The organism is Staphylococcus arlettae, from assembly GCF_002902345.1.
Lineage (GTDB): Bacteria > Bacillota > Bacilli > Staphylococcales > Staphylococcaceae > Staphylococcus > Staphylococcus arlettae.
Genome location: NZ_PPQB01000012.1, coordinates 281,195 through 297,125, shown reverse-complemented (window position 1 = coordinate 297,125; position 15,931 = coordinate 281,195). Strand labels below are relative to the sequence as shown.

At 33.7% G+C, this 15,931-nt stretch carries 14 protein-coding genes; 5 read left to right on the top strand and 9 right to left on the bottom strand.

Annotated elements, in window-relative coordinates; all coding sequences use genetic code 11:
- Nucleotides 1-5 precede the first annotated feature (5 nt).
- The 3 genes from CD036_RS13300 (at nt 6) to CD036_RS07365 (ending at nt 1,866) form a co-directional block, all read left to right on the top strand.
- Nucleotides 6-164, top strand: coding sequence for a GIY-YIG nuclease family protein (locus tag CD036_RS13300; protein ID WP_258027392.1), 159 nt, complete (start codon nt 6-8; stop codon nt 162-164).
- Between the two features lie 172 nt (nt 165-336).
- Nucleotides 337-1,191 (top strand): alpha/beta fold macrolide esterase, encoded by an 855-nt coding sequence (gene mle / locus CD036_RS07370; RefSeq protein WP_103388330.1) that lies wholly within the window; start codon nt 337-339, stop codon nt 1,189-1,191.
- Between the two features lie 171 nt (nt 1,192-1,362).
- Nucleotides 1,363-1,866 (top strand): GNAT family N-acetyltransferase, encoded by a 504-nt coding sequence (locus CD036_RS07365; protein WP_103388329.1) that lies wholly within the window; start codon nt 1,363-1,365, stop codon nt 1,864-1,866.
- Nucleotides 1,867-2,049: 183 nt separating this feature from the next.
- On the opposite strand, the gene CD036_RS07360 is transcribed toward CD036_RS07365, so the two are convergent.
- Both CD036_RS07360 and CD036_RS07355 read right to left on the bottom strand, forming a co-directional pair.
- Nucleotides 2,050-2,580, bottom strand: coding sequence for a hypothetical protein (locus tag CD036_RS07360; RefSeq protein ID WP_021459559.1), 531 nt, complete (start codon nt 2,578-2,580; stop codon nt 2,050-2,052).
- Nucleotides 2,581-2,774: 194 nt separating this feature from the next.
- Nucleotides 2,775-3,704 (bottom strand): ketopantoate reductase family protein, encoded by a 930-nt coding sequence (locus CD036_RS07355; RefSeq protein WP_103388328.1) that lies wholly within the window; start codon nt 3,702-3,704, stop codon nt 2,775-2,777.
- 823 nt (nt 3,705-4,527) lie between these two features.
- Between CD036_RS07355 and CD036_RS07345 the strand changes: the two genes are divergently transcribed.
- Entirely contained in the window at nt 4,528-6,603 is a 2,076-nt protein-coding gene (locus tag CD036_RS07345; protein WP_103388326.1) for a DUF262 domain-containing protein, read from the top strand.
- 144 nt (nt 6,604-6,747) lie between these two features.
- Here the strand turns inward: CD036_RS07345 and CD036_RS07340 are convergent, their stop codons facing one another.
- From CD036_RS07340 to CD036_RS07310, 7 genes are all read right to left on the bottom strand, one after another.
- Nucleotides 6,748-7,068, bottom strand: a complete 321-nt coding sequence (locus tag CD036_RS07340) for an ArsR/SmtB family transcription factor (RefSeq protein WP_103388325.1) — start codon at nt 7,066-7,068, stop codon at nt 6,748-6,750.
- Nucleotides 7,068-7,493, bottom strand: a complete 426-nt coding sequence (locus tag CD036_RS07335) for an SRPBCC family protein (RefSeq protein ID WP_021459556.1) — start codon at nt 7,491-7,493, stop codon at nt 7,068-7,070. Before CD036_RS07335 ends, CD036_RS07340 begins: the two co-directional genes overlap by 1 nt.
- Before the next feature lie 162 nt (nt 7,494-7,655).
- Nucleotides 7,656-8,636 (bottom strand): tRNA dihydrouridine synthase, encoded by a 981-nt coding sequence (locus tag CD036_RS07330; RefSeq protein ID WP_002510687.1) that lies wholly within the window; start codon nt 8,634-8,636, stop codon nt 7,656-7,658.
- 294 nt (nt 8,637-8,930) lie between these two features.
- On the bottom strand, nt 8,931-9,593 hold the full coding sequence (locus CD036_RS07325) for an MBL fold metallo-hydrolase (protein ID WP_103388324.1): 663 nt from the start codon (nt 9,591-9,593) through the stop codon (nt 8,931-8,933).
- Between the two features lie 156 nt (nt 9,594-9,749).
- Entirely contained in the window at nt 9,750-11,657 is a 1,908-nt protein-coding gene (gene thrS, locus CD036_RS07320; RefSeq protein WP_103388323.1) for a threonine--tRNA ligase, read from the bottom strand.
- 561 nt (nt 11,658-12,218) lie between these two features.
- Nucleotides 12,219-13,358 (bottom strand): glycerate kinase family protein, encoded by a 1,140-nt coding sequence (locus tag CD036_RS07315; protein WP_103388322.1) that lies wholly within the window; start codon nt 13,356-13,358, stop codon nt 12,219-12,221.
- A gap of 14 nt (nt 13,359-13,372) precedes the next feature.
- Nucleotides 13,373-14,647, bottom strand: a complete 1,275-nt coding sequence (locus CD036_RS07310) for an SLC13 family permease (RefSeq protein WP_103388321.1) — start codon at nt 14,645-14,647, stop codon at nt 13,373-13,375.
- Between the two features lie 178 nt (nt 14,648-14,825).
- Here CD036_RS07310 and CD036_RS07305 point away from each other — a divergent pair, with 178 nt between their 5' ends.
- Complete coding sequence (locus CD036_RS07305) at nt 14,826-15,923, top strand: tartrate dehydrogenase (RefSeq protein ID WP_103388320.1); 1,098 nt, start codon at nt 14,826-14,828, stop codon at nt 15,921-15,923.
- Nucleotides 15,924-15,931 lie beyond the last annotated feature (8 nt).

Genomic DNA, 15,931 nt, shown 5'->3' with positions numbered 1-15,931 from the left:
TATCAATATTAGAAGAAAAAGGTGCAGAACATATTACCAGCCATTTCCAATATTCAATTTTAGAAATTTTTGATACTAAATCGAAAGTAGATACTATTTTAGAACGTGAAAATTATTGGAAAAAGGTGTTAGATAGTAAAATTCATGGCATGAACCATAATTAGCAGTTTAATTGATAAATTTAGGATGTATCTGATAAACCATACAGGTTGAACTTTTTTTATCTGGGTATACTGATGATGATATAGTAATGCAATTATTACAATAAATATTTGGGTGCAATCATAATTTCACGAGCATAAAAGTATAACAATCGAATTTTTAGGAGGAAGACATATGGGTGAGCAAATAATTGAAACAAATGGTGTTCAGATTTGCACAGAATCTTTCGGTAGCCCTTCAAATCCAGCACTATTATTAATCAATGGTGCTACGCAATCGATGGTGTATTGGGATACAGCGTTTTGTGAAAAACTTGCGGACAAGGGCATGTTTGTCATTCGTTATGATAATAGGGATGTTGGGCGTTCAACGGTGTATGAACATGGCAAGGCGAATTATTCAGTCAGGGACATGGCAAATGATGGCATTAATGTCTTGAATAGTTATCATATTGAAAAAGCAAATGTTATGGGCATGTCTTTAGGTGGTATGATTGCTCAAGTACTTACACATCATTATCCCGACCGTGTCTTAAGTTTGACGTTGCTTTCTACCTCATTGTTTGGTGGTGAAGATAGCGGTTTAGACTTACCAACAATGGACTCAAGCGTATTAGAACATCATGCTCAAGGTCAAAACATTGATTGGTCAAATAAAGAAGAAGTAGAGAAATATTTAGTAGAAGGTGGCAAATTACTTTCTGGATCGAAGTATGGATACGAGGAGCAACGTATACGAAAACAAGCACGAGAAGAATTTGACCGTGCGAATAATTTAACAAGTATGTTTAACCATGCAAGTTTAACAGGCGATGATTATTACAACGATAAAATTAAAGCTATACAAGTTCCTACTTTAATCATACATGGAACAGAAGATCTCGTGTTACCTTTTGAACATGGACTTGCGTTAAAAAATGAAATTCCAAATTCGGAAATGCTAGCATTAGAAGGAAGCGGTCACGAATTTCATACAAAAGAGTGGCCGAAAATAATAGATGCCATTAAGAATCATATGGTAAAAGAATGATAGAGTTGAATGACAGAAATATCTTGTGATATTGAAAACACAAATATAAAGAGGCTGAAACTATGAGTTGCAGTCTTTTTTTGTCTGATCATCACAGTGAGTTAGAATAAAAATTTAGATATACAATATTAGACTGGTTTATTAATAACATCAAATAGGAGTGAGGAATTGATGACGTTTCGTAAATTAACTATAGAAGATAAACAAGCATTTTTAAATTATTGGGATGACTGGAAGCATACAGATAAAATCGTTCCTTTTTCTACTAGATTTAGTCGCTTTGTGGATTATGAAGAGGTGTTGAGTGATTGGAAGTATCAAGAAACTAACGAGGATTGGATGAAAAATTCAACGTATTTCTATATAGAAGACAATGTGATTATTGGTGCTGCAAATATACGACATGAGTTAACGGAAGATTTTTTGAAAAGAGGCGGACATATTGGATATGGTATTGCACCTTCATTTCGAAGACAAGGCTATGCGACAAAAATTTTATTAGAGTCCTTAAAAATTTGTCAGAAACTGGGTATTCAAAGGGTTCTTGTAACTTGTGATGAAGATAATATTGGTTCTGCGAAAGTGATTCAAAATGCTGGAGGTCTAGAAGGAACGCCATATATAGAGGACAATGGCAAGCGTATTCGTAGGTTTTGGATCGATATAAAATCATGATTAAGTTAAAGGTGTGACTCTTAAGACATTGCTAAACATATAACAATACCACTAAAATAAGCCGTCGGGTTGTGTGACTTCATTAGAACTGATTTTAAAATCAATGACTAATGGTGAATTGAGATTGCTAAAACAAAATATATAAATAATAAGAGACTGGAACATTATTGATATGTTCCAGTCTCATTTCGTATGGTCATCATAAAAGTGGTCTACAATGGGGGCGAAGCGTGTTTTTAAGTTATTGATCATACCCGTAGAACTACTCACAATATCTATGACATCCGTACTATTACTGAGTAAATGGTAGTCATTATAAATGCACATATATGGATTTTTTAACGCATATTTTAAGTACAACAGATAATTAATTATTTCAGCTTTTTTAACATTTTTAATGGTGACAATCTTATATATGTCTTTACTATCATATTCGTTTTCTGCTTCAAATAATCGCTCTTCCCAACTATTAATTGAAATATATTTGCCTATGCGAGTGGGTTCTTTGAAAATATATGGAACTAATGTACCGAAGTAATAAGAAATTTTAATATTGTCCGTGTCATTAAAAAGCATATCTATGATGTGAGTAAGATTCGAACGATTAATATTGTCTATATCGAATCTTACTCTATAGTCGTTATTTACTTGAAAAAACGGAGCAGGTTCTTCTGTTTTAAAGTTTATAGTTAACTGTGCTAATTGGATATCCAATATACATCACCTATTCATTTCAAATTTGCATTGTATGTCCTACATTCACTCTACATATAGTTAATATTATATAGAGTTTTTGATGAAGGTTAATATTTTATAGAATAGTTTTAAAAAGTAAATTAATAGTCACAAAAAATGAAGTGTGCTTCCATACTTCATCGAGAAAATAATTGGTCAACTGCCACTCGGTATTATAATTTTGTTTCTAATTGATGGATCATCTGAGTGAGCATGGTATTGCGAGGTGTCGGTATATTGGCTGCTTGCCCATACGCAGCTATTTGACCATTAAGGTAATCTACTTCAGTTAAACGTCCGTTTGCATAATCTTGGTGCATGGAAGGGTAATGCAGGCCTTGCGTTTCTTTGGGATAAGCTGCTTCGACTTTTTGTAAAAGGTCATGACTATTCAATTCGATACTTTTGGCTTGAGCCACTGCGACAATTTCATCAATGATAGGCTTGACCATCTCCGCTGAATGCGGGTAGCTACCAAATTCGTGAATGGTTTTGTTTAAAATGGTACATAATGGATTTACCACACTATTTAAGGTCGCCTTAGACCAAATCGCTTCGAACACATTGTCGCTAATTTGTGCATTCAGTCCTGCTTTGTTGAGTATTTGAAGTATGCTATTAGTATGACTATCCATTTCGCCATCAGCTCTTTGTAAATGGATCGTGCCTTCTCCTTCTAGTAACAATTGTCCTGGACCACGTAGTCCTGCAGTCCACATCGTTACAGCAAGATAAATTTGTGATAATGGCACGATTTGTGATAATCGTTCTTCGTGACCTAATCCATTCATCATACTCATGATAGCTGTATCTTCGTGGATGCAGCCGGCTGCTAGTAAATGTTTTAACATTGCTTCAGAGTGCATCGCTTTCGTCAATATAATGATCAGATCGAATTCAGTTGTTACATCTTGCGCTAATATAGCAGGAATGTCGACTGTATAGTTCTCCGTCTCTGTTTTAATATCCATACCATATGTATTAATACGGTTGACGTGTGCTTCCCAATGATCTATAAGTGTAACATCATAACCTGCTTCCTTTATGGAAACACCAATACGTCCACCCATTGCGCCTGCTCCGGCTATACCTATTTTATACATCGAAACACTCCCTTAGTCATGTTGATTTAAAAAACAATTGTTTAATATATCTCCACTATAGCATTTTATATTTTTTTATAAATAATATTGCGTCTGTTATTTTGGTGTTAATAATTTTTGGCAGTATTGCAGGATTCAAATGTGCTTATATTTTGTTTGAAAAGTAAGTTTGAAACAAAATTAGAAGTTACAAGTGATTAATATCATACTTCCTTGTAATTTGCACAATTTAAAAACCATTTATCAATTCATGTTAGTGGGGGATTTATATCATGTTTAGTAAAGGCAACAAAGCGTCGATAGGGATTGCCCCTGCTTATCTAAGCTTTATTATTGGAGACTGACATTCATCCACTGATAGATATTTTAATGTCAGTCGTTATGTTTGCGGTCATATTTAATAGTTGTATCAGCATGTTATATCCATTTTTTAATAGATTTACGACGCCGGGTTCTAAATCTTACATTTTATTGCTGATTGCTCCCTTTGGTTTAATAAAAGGGGCAAGCTTTTATATTAACATTTACTTGAAAGATAACAGGCATATAAAAATACGGTGGGGTGAGTCATCGGGTTGTGTGACGCCACTATGCCGTAACCTTCAAAACGACTGCCAAATGAAATTTTGAAGTGAGTTTAACGTAGTCACATAGTATTAGGTGCTTTTCTTGAAATTATTAGATGGGTGGTACGTAACTTCTAACTTCTTCATTTAACTAAAGTATATACTCTAAAATCACAAAATATTTATGAAACAATTTATTTTAATAGGGTATATGTTAATCTGTATATAACTATAAATAAAAATAAGGGTGATTATTTATGGATGGAAACGTCCGCTCTGCGATAGAATTTTTAAGGGGAGCAATACAAATTATTATTCCTGTTTATCAGAGGAACTATGATTGGAAGAGAGAAAACTGTGAATTGCTGTTTGAGGATTTAATTGATTTAGAAACAAGCAATAAACAAACACATTTTTTTGGTAGTATAGTTGTAAAACCAGGTAATTATGCGCAAGATATAATTGTCATAGATGGGCAACAAAGATTGACAACGTTATCTCTTTTAATGTTAGCTATAAAAAATTGGTTGGACAAAAATGAAGAAGAAGCTAAAAAAGTACGTTTAACACCGGAATATGTTTTAAATACTTTTTTACAAGATCAATACTTAAATACTACAGATAAATTAATTTTACAACCTAATCCAAGAGATTATAAGTCATATAAATTATTATTTGGGAATGAAAAATTTTATGACAAATCTTCAAATATTACTTTAAACTATGAGTATTTTTATTCATGTATTGATAATATGAATATCTCAATTGATCAATTAATGAGTTCAATACAAAAGCTTCAATTTATGGTAGTTAATTTAAATTCACCTGATGATGACCCACAATTAATTTTTGAAAGTCTCAATTCAACCGGGGTCGCTCTAACAGATGCAGATAAAATACGCAACTTCTTACTTATGAATGAGAATTTGCCTGAACAAAATAAGTATTTTCAAAACTATTGGCAACCATTAGAAGAAAATACTCATTTCGAAGTAAGTAAATTTTTTAGGTATTTTTTAACAATCAAAAATGCACAATTTCCAAAGATATCAAATGTGTATGATGAATTTAAGACCACTTATAATAATCTTGATTTTGATAAACAAAATTTATTTGAAGACATTAATGACTTCTCTAATACTTATAAAATGATTCTTGAGTGTAATACAGGGACAAAGAAAATAGATGTAATTTTAAATAGATTTTTAGAATTAAATGTCACTGTAATTAGACCATTTATAATGGCTATAATTAATGATTTTGTTTCTAATAAAATTGTCGAAGAAGAAGCTATCAAAATAGTAGAACTAGTTGAAAAATATATAGCAAGAAGGATAATTACCAAAACACCTTCGAATGCGTTAAATAAAGTTATAGCAACTTTGTATAGAGATTTTAGGCAGTTTCAAGATAAACATAACAATCAATATAAAGATTCAGAAGTTATCATATTTTTACTACTTAAAAAACAAGGGTCTGGAAGAGTACCAACGGATGAAGAACTAATTAGAAACTTTAAACATAATGATTGGTATAATATTAATTCATCATATCGTTCATATATATTTGAAAGGTTAGAAAACCATAACCACATTGAATCATTATCAATTTACGAGGGACTAAAAAATAAAGATTATAGTATTGAACATATTATGCCACAAAAATTAAGCTCTGATTGGAAAAATGAATTAGGAAATAATTACCAAAGAATTCATGAAAATTATGTCAACTCATTAGGAAACTTGACTATAACTGGATATAATTCAAAATATAGCAATAGAAGTTTCCAAGATAAACAAAATATGGAAAAAGGTTTTAAAGAAAGTCATTTTGTTAATTTAAACAAATTACCAGCTAGAAGTGACAAATGGGGTGAAGCTGAAATAATTGAGAGAACAAATCAGCTAATTACTTCTGCATTAGAAATTTGGGATTTTCCTGAATCGACAATACATGAAATGATAGAAGAAAAAGAAATGTATATCTATGATGGTAATGAGACTTTTTCTAATTATAAAATACATGGATTTACATTTATTAATGATGAATATATTCCTGTAAAAACATGGAAGGGTTTATTTGTAGAGCTATTTAAATTATTGGCTAAAATTGATTTGAATCCATTGATTGAATGTACAAAAATAGACACAAAAATTGGCTTTGAATCAGCTATATTTAGCGAAAAAACAGATGATACTGAGGAAATAGTCCCAGGTGTATATTTATTTGTACAATTATCCAATGAAAGAAAAATGAACTATATTAACAAGTTTTTCGAAAAATATAATATATCATATGACCAATTATCATTAGATGTTGAATATAAAAATTAAACAGTTATTAATTGTAAACATAAAGTAACAAAAGCATTTTATAACTCATTGTAAATTAAAGTGAAAGCAAGTAGATTTATTGAAAAAATAAAAATAGGCCCGCTCTTATAGCAAATAATAAGAGCAGGCTTTTTATAATTTAACTTAATTGTCATTCACATAATTTTTAAGGTTTTCCAGCTTATTATCCCAGTACACATCAAAATACTGCAACCAGTCACTCACTTTTTTTAGTTCTTGCGCGTGGGTTTTGTATCTGGTTTCTCTGCCGGATGTTTTTTTGGTTACAAGGTTGGATTCATATAGTATGGTTAAATGCTTGTTGACCGCTGTTCTTGAAATTGAAAACTCATCAGTGATTGATGTAATTGATCTTTCATCATTAGCAAGCAACATTAAAATTTTACGACGATGTTGGTCAGCGATGGCATGAAATACATCGTGTTTTGGTTGTACCGATTGCATTATGACGTCACGTAATTTACTAAATGTGTATTTACGATTTCATCCCAACCATCGTCCATAAAGCCTTGGACAACAGAATGTGGTTGACCAAACTCTGTTTCTTTATTGTCGTCCCAACCTGAATGAATAAGGGTGAATTCAGTAGTATGGTCATCGATTGCTTTGAGTTTAAAAGTAAGATTCCAATCTTTCCCCCAATCAAAACTGACAATCGTTTTGGGTTTAATCTTAGTTACTTTACAAGGAGAATCTCCAAATTCCCCTGCATGTAAGGTGAATGCTTTACCTTCTACAGGTTCAAAATCATTCGGCATCCACCAAGCTGTGATGCCTTCAGCTGTTGCGACAGCATCCCAAACTTTATCTTGATTGGCATTTAAGGTGACAACTTTTTTAATTTCCGTTAACTCAGAATTATTAGACATGCAAAGACCTCCAGAAAAAATATGACACCAAAAGGTGTTATATTAATCGTAACACGTTTTGGTGTCATATCAAAATTTTAATGGGCTGGATGTAATATTAAAGTATTGCCATTATAAATGAAGTAATTTTGTATAATAAAAAAATCCCAATACGCAAACGTATTAGGATTTTACTTCGTCGTCCATGCGAGCTTCAAAGTCATCAAGTAATGCACGGGCTTCATCGGTTGTATTGGTCTGCATCAATTGATGACGCAGTTCGCTAGCGCCTCTGATGCCACGAACGTAGATCTTAAAGAATCTGCGTAGGGGTTTGAATAGTCGAGATTCCTCTTTGGAATATTTGTCGAACAATGAAAGATGTAATCTCAACAAACCTAACAGTTCTTTACTCGTATGTTCACGTGGCTCTTTTTCAAAAGCATAAGGGTTATGGAAAATGCCTCTGCCAATCATTACACCATCAATGCCATACTTTTCAGCAAGCTCAAGGCCTGTTTTTCTATCTGGGATATCCCCGTTAATCGTTAACAGTGTATCTGGTGCGATGTCGTCACGCATTTGTTTGATTGCTGCAATTAATTCCCAGTGTGCATCAACCTTACTCATCTCTTTACGTGTACGTAGATGGATAGATAAATTGGCAATGTCTTGTTCAAAGACATGTTTTAACCAATCTTTCCACTCGTCTATGTCATAATAACCGAGTCGTGTTTTAACACTTACCGGTAGTCCACCTGCTTTGGATGCTTGAATAATTTCTGCTGCGGTTTCAGGTCGTAGAATTAAACCAGACCCTTTACCTTTACTCGCAACATTAGCTACAGGACACCCCATATTCAAATCAATGCCCTTAAAGCCCATCTCTGCCATACCGATACTCATTTCGCGGAAATGCTCTGGCTTGTCACCCCATATATGAGCGACCATCGGCTGTTCATCTTCACTGAATGTTAAGCGTCCACGAACACTGTGTATACCTTCTGGATGGCAAAAGCTCTCAGTATTTGTAAATTCTGTAAAAAATACATCAGGTCTAGCTGCTTCACTAACTACATGACGAAAGACGATATCTGTAACGTCTTCCATAGGCGCCAAAATAAAAAATGGACGTGGTAATTCACGCCAAAAATTTTCAGTCATAATATATTTAAACCTTCTTATCTATAATTATCTCGAATTTTTATCCATGATGATATTACCATAAATTGTCAACATACACAAAAGTATTTTGACCAATCACAGCTATAATTCAGGGTAGTCTCTGAGGCGTCTAAAGGCATAGGGACATGGTGATTCTACTAACATTTTTGCGAGATATAGCTAGCAGAATATAGAAGTGGGGTGGTCCACTACTGTAGTGTGTCATTGAAGCTAGCAATTTACCAAGAATTCTAGCATTAATGTACAATGGTGTTTACCTGTAACAACTATCACTTATTCTGCCTCTCCATATTTAAATGTGTATATTTGGTATAACTCTTCCGCATAAACAATGTCTTCACCATGTGATGTACTAATTAAGTATGGCTGAATGTCATCAATAATTGTGCCACTTTTAATATTTTGTGACATGTTGTAAGTAAATTTATATATGGGTGGATGTAAAGCAGTGGTACTGGAGATAAATAAATCACCACAAATAAGAACATCATCGCCATCATGATGATAAACTACATGACCCGGTGCATGGCCTGGTGTTAAATAAAATGTGAAAGGTACGTCTAATGATTGATGTATGGGTTGAACTTTATATGCGACATTCGTGCGCTCCACGACCTGTTTATTGGGATAGGGTAATTCTCCATTAATATAAGGGAGCTCATTTTCATGTGCATAAATTGGAATATTAAGTGATTCAGCTATTTCCTTTGCGCCGTTAATATGATCTCCGTGTCCATGTGTTAAAAATAATGCTTGAGGCGTACCAAGGAACAGAGCAGCTTTTATTTGTGTTTTAGAGTAGGAATTCATACCGGAGTCTACAATATATACATTGTCATCGTTTACGATGTACCAGGTATTGATAATAATGGGAATACCGACATTGGTTTCTACAGTTAATTTATAAATATGATTTGATATTTGTTTTAATTCCAATTTTTCCACTCCTTCATAATTCTTGATATGATTAAAGTGTAAAATGGAACTGACAAAATAACAAGAAAGATAGTTTTACATGCGTTGAGCTATAGATAGAAAATAATTATTAATGAAACGCCCTTCACCATGTATGAAGGGCGTTGTTACTTTAACTTACGATATTTTTTCTGTTAAGATTTTTTCTATAAAAGCATCGGCTTCAAAAGTCTGAGCTGATTTATTACCGTGTTTTCGCACAGATAACGTATGGTTGCTTACCTCATTATCACCAATAACTATAGTATAAGGAATTTTTTTAATTTGCGCGTTTCTTATTTTATAACCCATTTTTTCATTACTGCTGTCCACAGCAACTCTGATACCTTTAGATTTTAAGTTTTGTTTAATCTGAGTCACATAATCTAAATGCACTTGATTATTTACAGGGATGATGTTGACTTGTATTGGTGCTAACCATAACGGTAAATTACCAGCATAATGTTCTAACAAAATACCTAAAAAGCGATCGATAGAACCATAAATAGCTCTATGAATAACGACGGGTCTTTCTTTTTCATTGTTCTCGTTAATATAATGCAAATCGAATTTTTCTGGCATTTGGAAATCGAGTTGTATTGTACCACATTGGTGACTTCTGCCTAGTGCGTCTTTAATATGGATATCTATCTTCGGTCCATAAAATGCACCGTCTTTTTCATTAACTGTATACTGTAAATTATTATAATGTAAAACATTTTTCAGAGAGGACTCCGCAAAGTTCCATAAGCTTATTTCCCCCATATAATCGTCAGGACGCGTAGATAATTCAATACTATATTCAAAGCCAAAGATAGTATACACTTTATCAATTAAATTAAGTACGTTAAGAATTTCAGGCTCTATTTGATTTTTAGTGACATAAATATGAGCATCATCTTGGTTGAATGTCCTTACTCTGAACAATCCATTTAAAGAACCACTTAACTCATGACGGTGAACTTGACCGAATTCGGCCATGCGAATAGGTAAGTCTCTATATGAGTGATGTTCATTTTTATAAATAAGCATATGGCCCGGACAATTCATAGGTTTCAATGAATATCTTACATCATCAACTTCAGTAAAATACATATTATCTTTATAGTGGTCCCAATGACCGCTGTTTTTCCATAATGCTTCATTCATGATAAAGGGTGTATATACTTCTTGATAATCTTCTGCAAATTGTAGTTTTCTTAAAAAGTTCTGTAGTTCCAGACGTATAATTTGCCCATTATGTTTATAGAAAGGCATACCAGGAGCATAATCAGAAAATGTAAATAACTCCAGTTCTTTACCTATTTTTCTATGATTGATATTGTGGTATTGCTCAAGAAACTTTTCATGTGCTGCTAGGGCTGTTTCAGTAGCAAAAGCTATACCAGATATACGTTGTAATGCTTCATTATTTACATCTCTCAACCAATTTGTAGATGATATGTTTTTGAGTTTGTAGTTTTTCAATTTTGATAAATTACTAATAATAGGGTAACTAATTAATGATTTATAGTCCCCAATTTCAGCAATTTTAACCTTGTCATTCTCATTATTTTCAATGTGATAGCGCATGTATTTTTGATCAGCTACCAATTGTTGCGCTTTTTCTGATGATACTTCTGACACCTTTATTGTGGGATTAGATTCTATAAGCTTGTTAAGTGATTTATTTATGCGTTTTATATCATCTTTATTAAGATTTTTAATAGTTGTTTGGAAATCACAATAAAAGCTTTCATTGCTTACACCTATATCAGCAATTTCAATACCTTCAAAGTTATTATGAATGACGTAACCGACTAAAAAAGACAATGTATATCTTATAGATGCTTCAGCTTCGGGTTCTTCAAAAGTGATAAAATTTACTTTACTATCTTCATTTAGAGAATAACTTAGTTCCTTTAATTCCCCGTTAACGTCTCCAAGAGCAGCTTTTTTTGAAAAAGAGCTACCAATATTTTTAGCAACATGAAGTAGTGTTGTATTTTGTGGCACCTCCAATACATTATTATTTGATAATTGAACTTTTACATTACCGTTAAACATTGATATCACTCCTTTAATTTATAATAAAAAACTGCGCTTATCCCTATAGATATAGGGACGAGCGCAGTCTCGTGGTACCACCCAAATTCCCCTAATTGATTTGTTAATCAATTAAGGCTCATGGAATAACGTAACATGTTATTAAACGATGTATTTTCATACATATCTCCAAAGTAGTAAAGTATTTATAAATATAGAAGCTTTCAGCCGGTGACCTCTATTCCCTGTGTGTGAACTAAATACTTTTTCTTTTTCCACGATTAATATCTTAAATTATTAACCATCATAAATGAGTTGGCTAACAATTGCAATGTTAAATTTCAAAATACTCAGAAATTAATGGTGCATTGTAGTTTTTACTTCCCCTAAGGATATAGCAAATTATTATTGTTAAAACGTCCTTCATTATATGTGATTAACGTTGTTACTTTTTATAATATTTAAATCATATGAATGTTAACAATTATGTTCAGAAAAAGGTATTACCAGAAACATGTTCCATATGGGAAAGTTAGCTGATAACGCCCAGTCCATTGTTTTATATTTGAGCACCCTATATGGTTAGGATTTGGATAAGTATAGGCGCATTATTTGTTCGGTTTGTTTGGTGATTAAATCTGCAGCACTCTCCATTGATTGCGATAAGGACATGGGTCGGTTGACTATGCTAAAAACAGAAATTACTCGATTATCATATAATGTATGTGAAATATTTTGGATACCTCCTACTAAAGCAATTGTTGGTATGTGATAACGATTGGCATAACGAGAAATTCCTGAAATGACTTTGCCATTATCTGTTTGTGCGTCTAATTGACCTTCTCCTGTTAATATTAAATCGATATGCTTTGTAGACAGTAGTTCATTTAAATTTAGTGTTTGGGCGATTACATCAAATCCTGAACAGATTTGAGCATTTAAACAACCATAGAGCCCCCCGGCAGCTCCGCCAGCTGCGCCTGCACCTGAGACATTGTGTATACTAATGGCATATTTTTGTTGTAGTATATCAGCAAAATGTTCTAAAGCTTGATCTAAAGCTTGTACTAAAGCAGGTGTCGCCCCTTTTTGTGGTCCAAAAACAGCACTGGCACCATGATTACCAATGAAGGGGTTTGTGACATCGCAAGCAATGTTGAATTGACAGTCTGCTAATTCTGTAAGTATTTCGGAATCATCAATTTCATGCAAGTTTTTTAAGGAGAGTCCACCCTCATCAAGTACCGTACCGAACTCGTCTTTAAAGTTAAAACCTAATGCTTTTAGTAAACCTGTGCCACCGTCGTTCGTTGCACTGCCACCTAAACAAATAGTGATTTCTCGAATACCTCGTTGAATTGCATCTTTGATTAATATTCCAGTACCGTATGTTGAAGTAACGGCAGGATTGAGTTCTTGGTGGTCAATTAAATCAATACCGGAAGCAGTAGCGAGTTCTACGATGGCAGTTTTCTTGTTGCCAGTGACACCATATGCAGCAGAAATGTCTCTGCCGAGTGCATCGACTGTATTGACGGTGAATTTTTGTCCCTGAGTAGCAGCTATAATAGCTTCCATTGTACCTTCTCCACCATCAGCTAAAGGCAGTGTTAAGGTATTTATTGATGAATCCACCTTGTTAATACCAGTTTCAATAGCGTTTGCCACCTTTAACGCTGATAAACTTCCTTTAAAAGAATCTGGTGCAATTAATATGTTCATAATCTATATCCTCCTTATGGATAAAATGGGAAAAGAAGCGGTAATAAGATCATACACACAATGATTGATAATACAACTAATGGCAAACCGACTTTAACATATTGTATGAATGTAATATTGGATAAACCATAAACCATTGTATTGGCAGGCATACCTATAGGTGTGGCAAAAGCCATTGACGCGCCGATGACTGTGGCCATGATTACAGCTCTTGGATCGGCCCCTATACTGTTAGCAATTGATAAACTTATGGGTGCTAACAAAGCTGTTGCTGCAGTATTACTTATGAAGTTAGTCATGACTGCAGAGATGACTAATATGACTAGTAGCAAGACATAAGACGATGGACTTGTGCCTAAAATATTGATGATTGTTTTAGCAATTAATTCACCCGCACCTGATTTTTGGATAGCATTTGCCAATGATAGCGAACCGACAAACAAAAGAATAGTATTCATATCAATAGATTTCATCGCAGTTTTTTCTGTAATGACTCTTGTAGCAACCAAAATCAGCGCACCAATCCAAGCTGAAATATATAATGGGACGTGAATAATATCTTCAAAAATCATAGCTAACACTGTAAAAATCAGGACAAGTAAAGCCATGAGCTTCTTCCATCTCGGAACAGCGTTTACGTCAACTTGTTTATCAAATACTGAATTTGTTGTTTCACTTTTGTCGTTATTTTGTGGTAGCAATTTATGACCTATTAGACCAAAGTATAATGTTCCAACGACCAGAATAGGTAGCCCAATTAAGGCGTATTCAAAAAAACCAAAACTCTGATTTGTAAGGTTTAAGGTCGATTGTGCAATCATATTACCTGGAGCACCGATGAGTGTTAAATTTCCGCCCATAGCTGCTGCTAACGCGACGGGTATTAGTAGTGATGTCCTTGAAATAGAAGACTTTGCAGCAATACCTATGACGACTGGAATAATAACAGCTGCTGTTCCAGTATTAGATAAAAACCCAGACATTAATCCGGTAATCCCCATAACAACAATTAATAATTTTTTAGGTGTCTTAGCAAAATGCGTAATACCCTTTCCGATTTTTTCTGCCATGCCAGTTTCAAAAAAGGCACACCCCACTATAAACATCGCCATAAATAGTAAAACGTTAGGATCGACGAAGCCGGCAAATGCTTCTTTTGCTGTAAGTACACCGGTCAAAGATAATCCTATAGCGACAATCATAGCTGAAATAGATAAAGGAATAATTTCTAAAGTAAACATGACAATTGCAAATATTAAAAATAAAAGCGTAATAATTGATTCATCCATTTGTTCTCCCCCTCACAAAAATGATAGCGTTTACATTTTTCACCATAGTACATTAATGTATACGTAATTGTCAATTATATAAATATAAATAGCTTAATAAGGTCTATTTACATATTTACTTGACTTTTATGTATACGTTATTAAAATGGAGGTAACAATTGAAAAGGGGAGATTTAATATGTCAGAGAAAAAAGTATTTAAATTAGCTGTTATTCCTGGAGACGGTATTGGTATTGAAGTGGTTGATTCAGGATTGAAAGTCTTAAAGTATTTAGCTAATAAGTCAAATGGTAAATTTGATTTTGTAACAGATTATTTCCCATGGGGTTGTGAATACTATTTAGAACATGGGGAAATGATGGCGAAAGATGGATTAGAACAAATTAAAAATCACGATGCCATTTATTTTGGGGCAGTTGGTTTTCCTGGTGTACCAGACCATATTAGCTTGTGGGGCTTGCGTATAGCAATTTGCCAAGGTTTTGATCAATGGGCCAATATCAGACCAGTTGAATTTTTACCAAATGTAGAGAGTAAATTAAATCATCCTAATGTGAAAGAGTTAGATTGGGTATTAATACGAGAAAATTCAGAAGGAGAATACTCAGGTGTTGGTGGTAGAAACTTTACAGGAAGAGGTTTGAATAATGAAGTAGCGGTGCAATCTTCTTTGTTTACTGAAAAGGGATGTGAGCGCGTCATCCGTTATGCTTTTGAAACTGCACGTCAAAGAAAGCGTAAGAAAGTTACAAGTGTAACTAAAAGTAATGCACAGCAATACGGTATGGTACTGTGGGATGAAGTGTTTGAACGTGTAAGTAAAGATTACCCTGATGTGGAAACAGATAAATGGTTAATTGACGCCATGGCTGCTCAATTTGTCTTACATCCTGAAGAATTAGAAGTTGTGGTTGCTTCTAACTTATTAGCAGATATTTTATCAGATTTGGGAAGTGCCTTGGCGGGTAGTTTAGGTATAGCTGCTAGTGCAAACTTAAACCCTGATAAACGCTACCCAAGTATGTTTGAATCTGTGCATGGATCAGCACCTGACATTGCAGGCAAAGGCATCGCGAATCCGATAGGGGCTATTGGAAGTGCTGCGTTAATGCTAGAAGAATTAGGATTGACCGAAGAAGCAAAACAAGTCAATCAAGCTATTAAAAATGCGACATCCAATGGTTACTTAACTGCAGATATTGGTGGAACAACAAATACAACTGAAATGACAGATGCAATTATCAATGAATTAGCAAATATTAAAGTAAATGCTTAAGAAGGATT

What these genes read in the sequence shown, in the direction of transcription:
- CD036_RS07315 (WP_103388322.1), bottom strand. Translation starts at nt 13,358, where the DNA reads ATGAACATATTAATTGCACCAGATTCTTTTAAAGGAAGTTTATCAGCG.
- CD036_RS07305 (WP_103388320.1), top strand. Translation starts at nt 14,826, where the DNA reads ATGTCAGAGAAAAAAGTATTTAAATTAGCTGTTATTCCTGGAGACGGT.
- CD036_RS07335 (WP_021459556.1), bottom strand. Translation starts at nt 7,493, where the DNA reads ATGTCTAATAATTCTGAGTTAACGGAAATTAAAAAAGTTGTCACCTTA.
- mle (WP_103388330.1), top strand. Translation starts at nt 337, where the DNA reads ATGGGTGAGCAAATAATTGAAACAAATGGTGTTCAGATTTGCACAGAA.
- thrS (WP_103388323.1), bottom strand. Translation starts at nt 11,657, where the DNA reads ATGTTTAACGGTAATGTAAAAGTTCAATTATCAAATAATAATGTATTG.
- CD036_RS07365 (WP_103388329.1), top strand. Translation starts at nt 1,363, where the DNA reads ATGACGTTTCGTAAATTAACTATAGAAGATAAACAAGCATTTTTAAAT.
- CD036_RS07330 (WP_002510687.1), bottom strand. Translation starts at nt 8,636, where the DNA reads ATGACTGAAAATTTTTGGCGTGAATTACCACGTCCATTTTTTATTTTG.
- CD036_RS07340 (WP_103388325.1), bottom strand. Translation starts at nt 7,068, where the DNA reads ATGCAATCGGTACAACCAAAACACGATGTATTTCATGCCATCGCTGAC.
- CD036_RS07355 (WP_103388328.1), bottom strand. Translation starts at nt 3,704, where the DNA reads ATGTATAAAATAGGTATAGCCGGAGCAGGCGCAATGGGTGGACGTATT.
- CD036_RS07345 (WP_103388326.1), top strand. Translation starts at nt 4,528, where the DNA reads ATGGATGGAAACGTCCGCTCTGCGATAGAATTTTTAAGGGGAGCAATA.
- CD036_RS07310 (WP_103388321.1), bottom strand. Translation starts at nt 14,647, where the DNA reads ATGGATGAATCAATTATTACGCTTTTATTTTTAATATTTGCAATTGTC.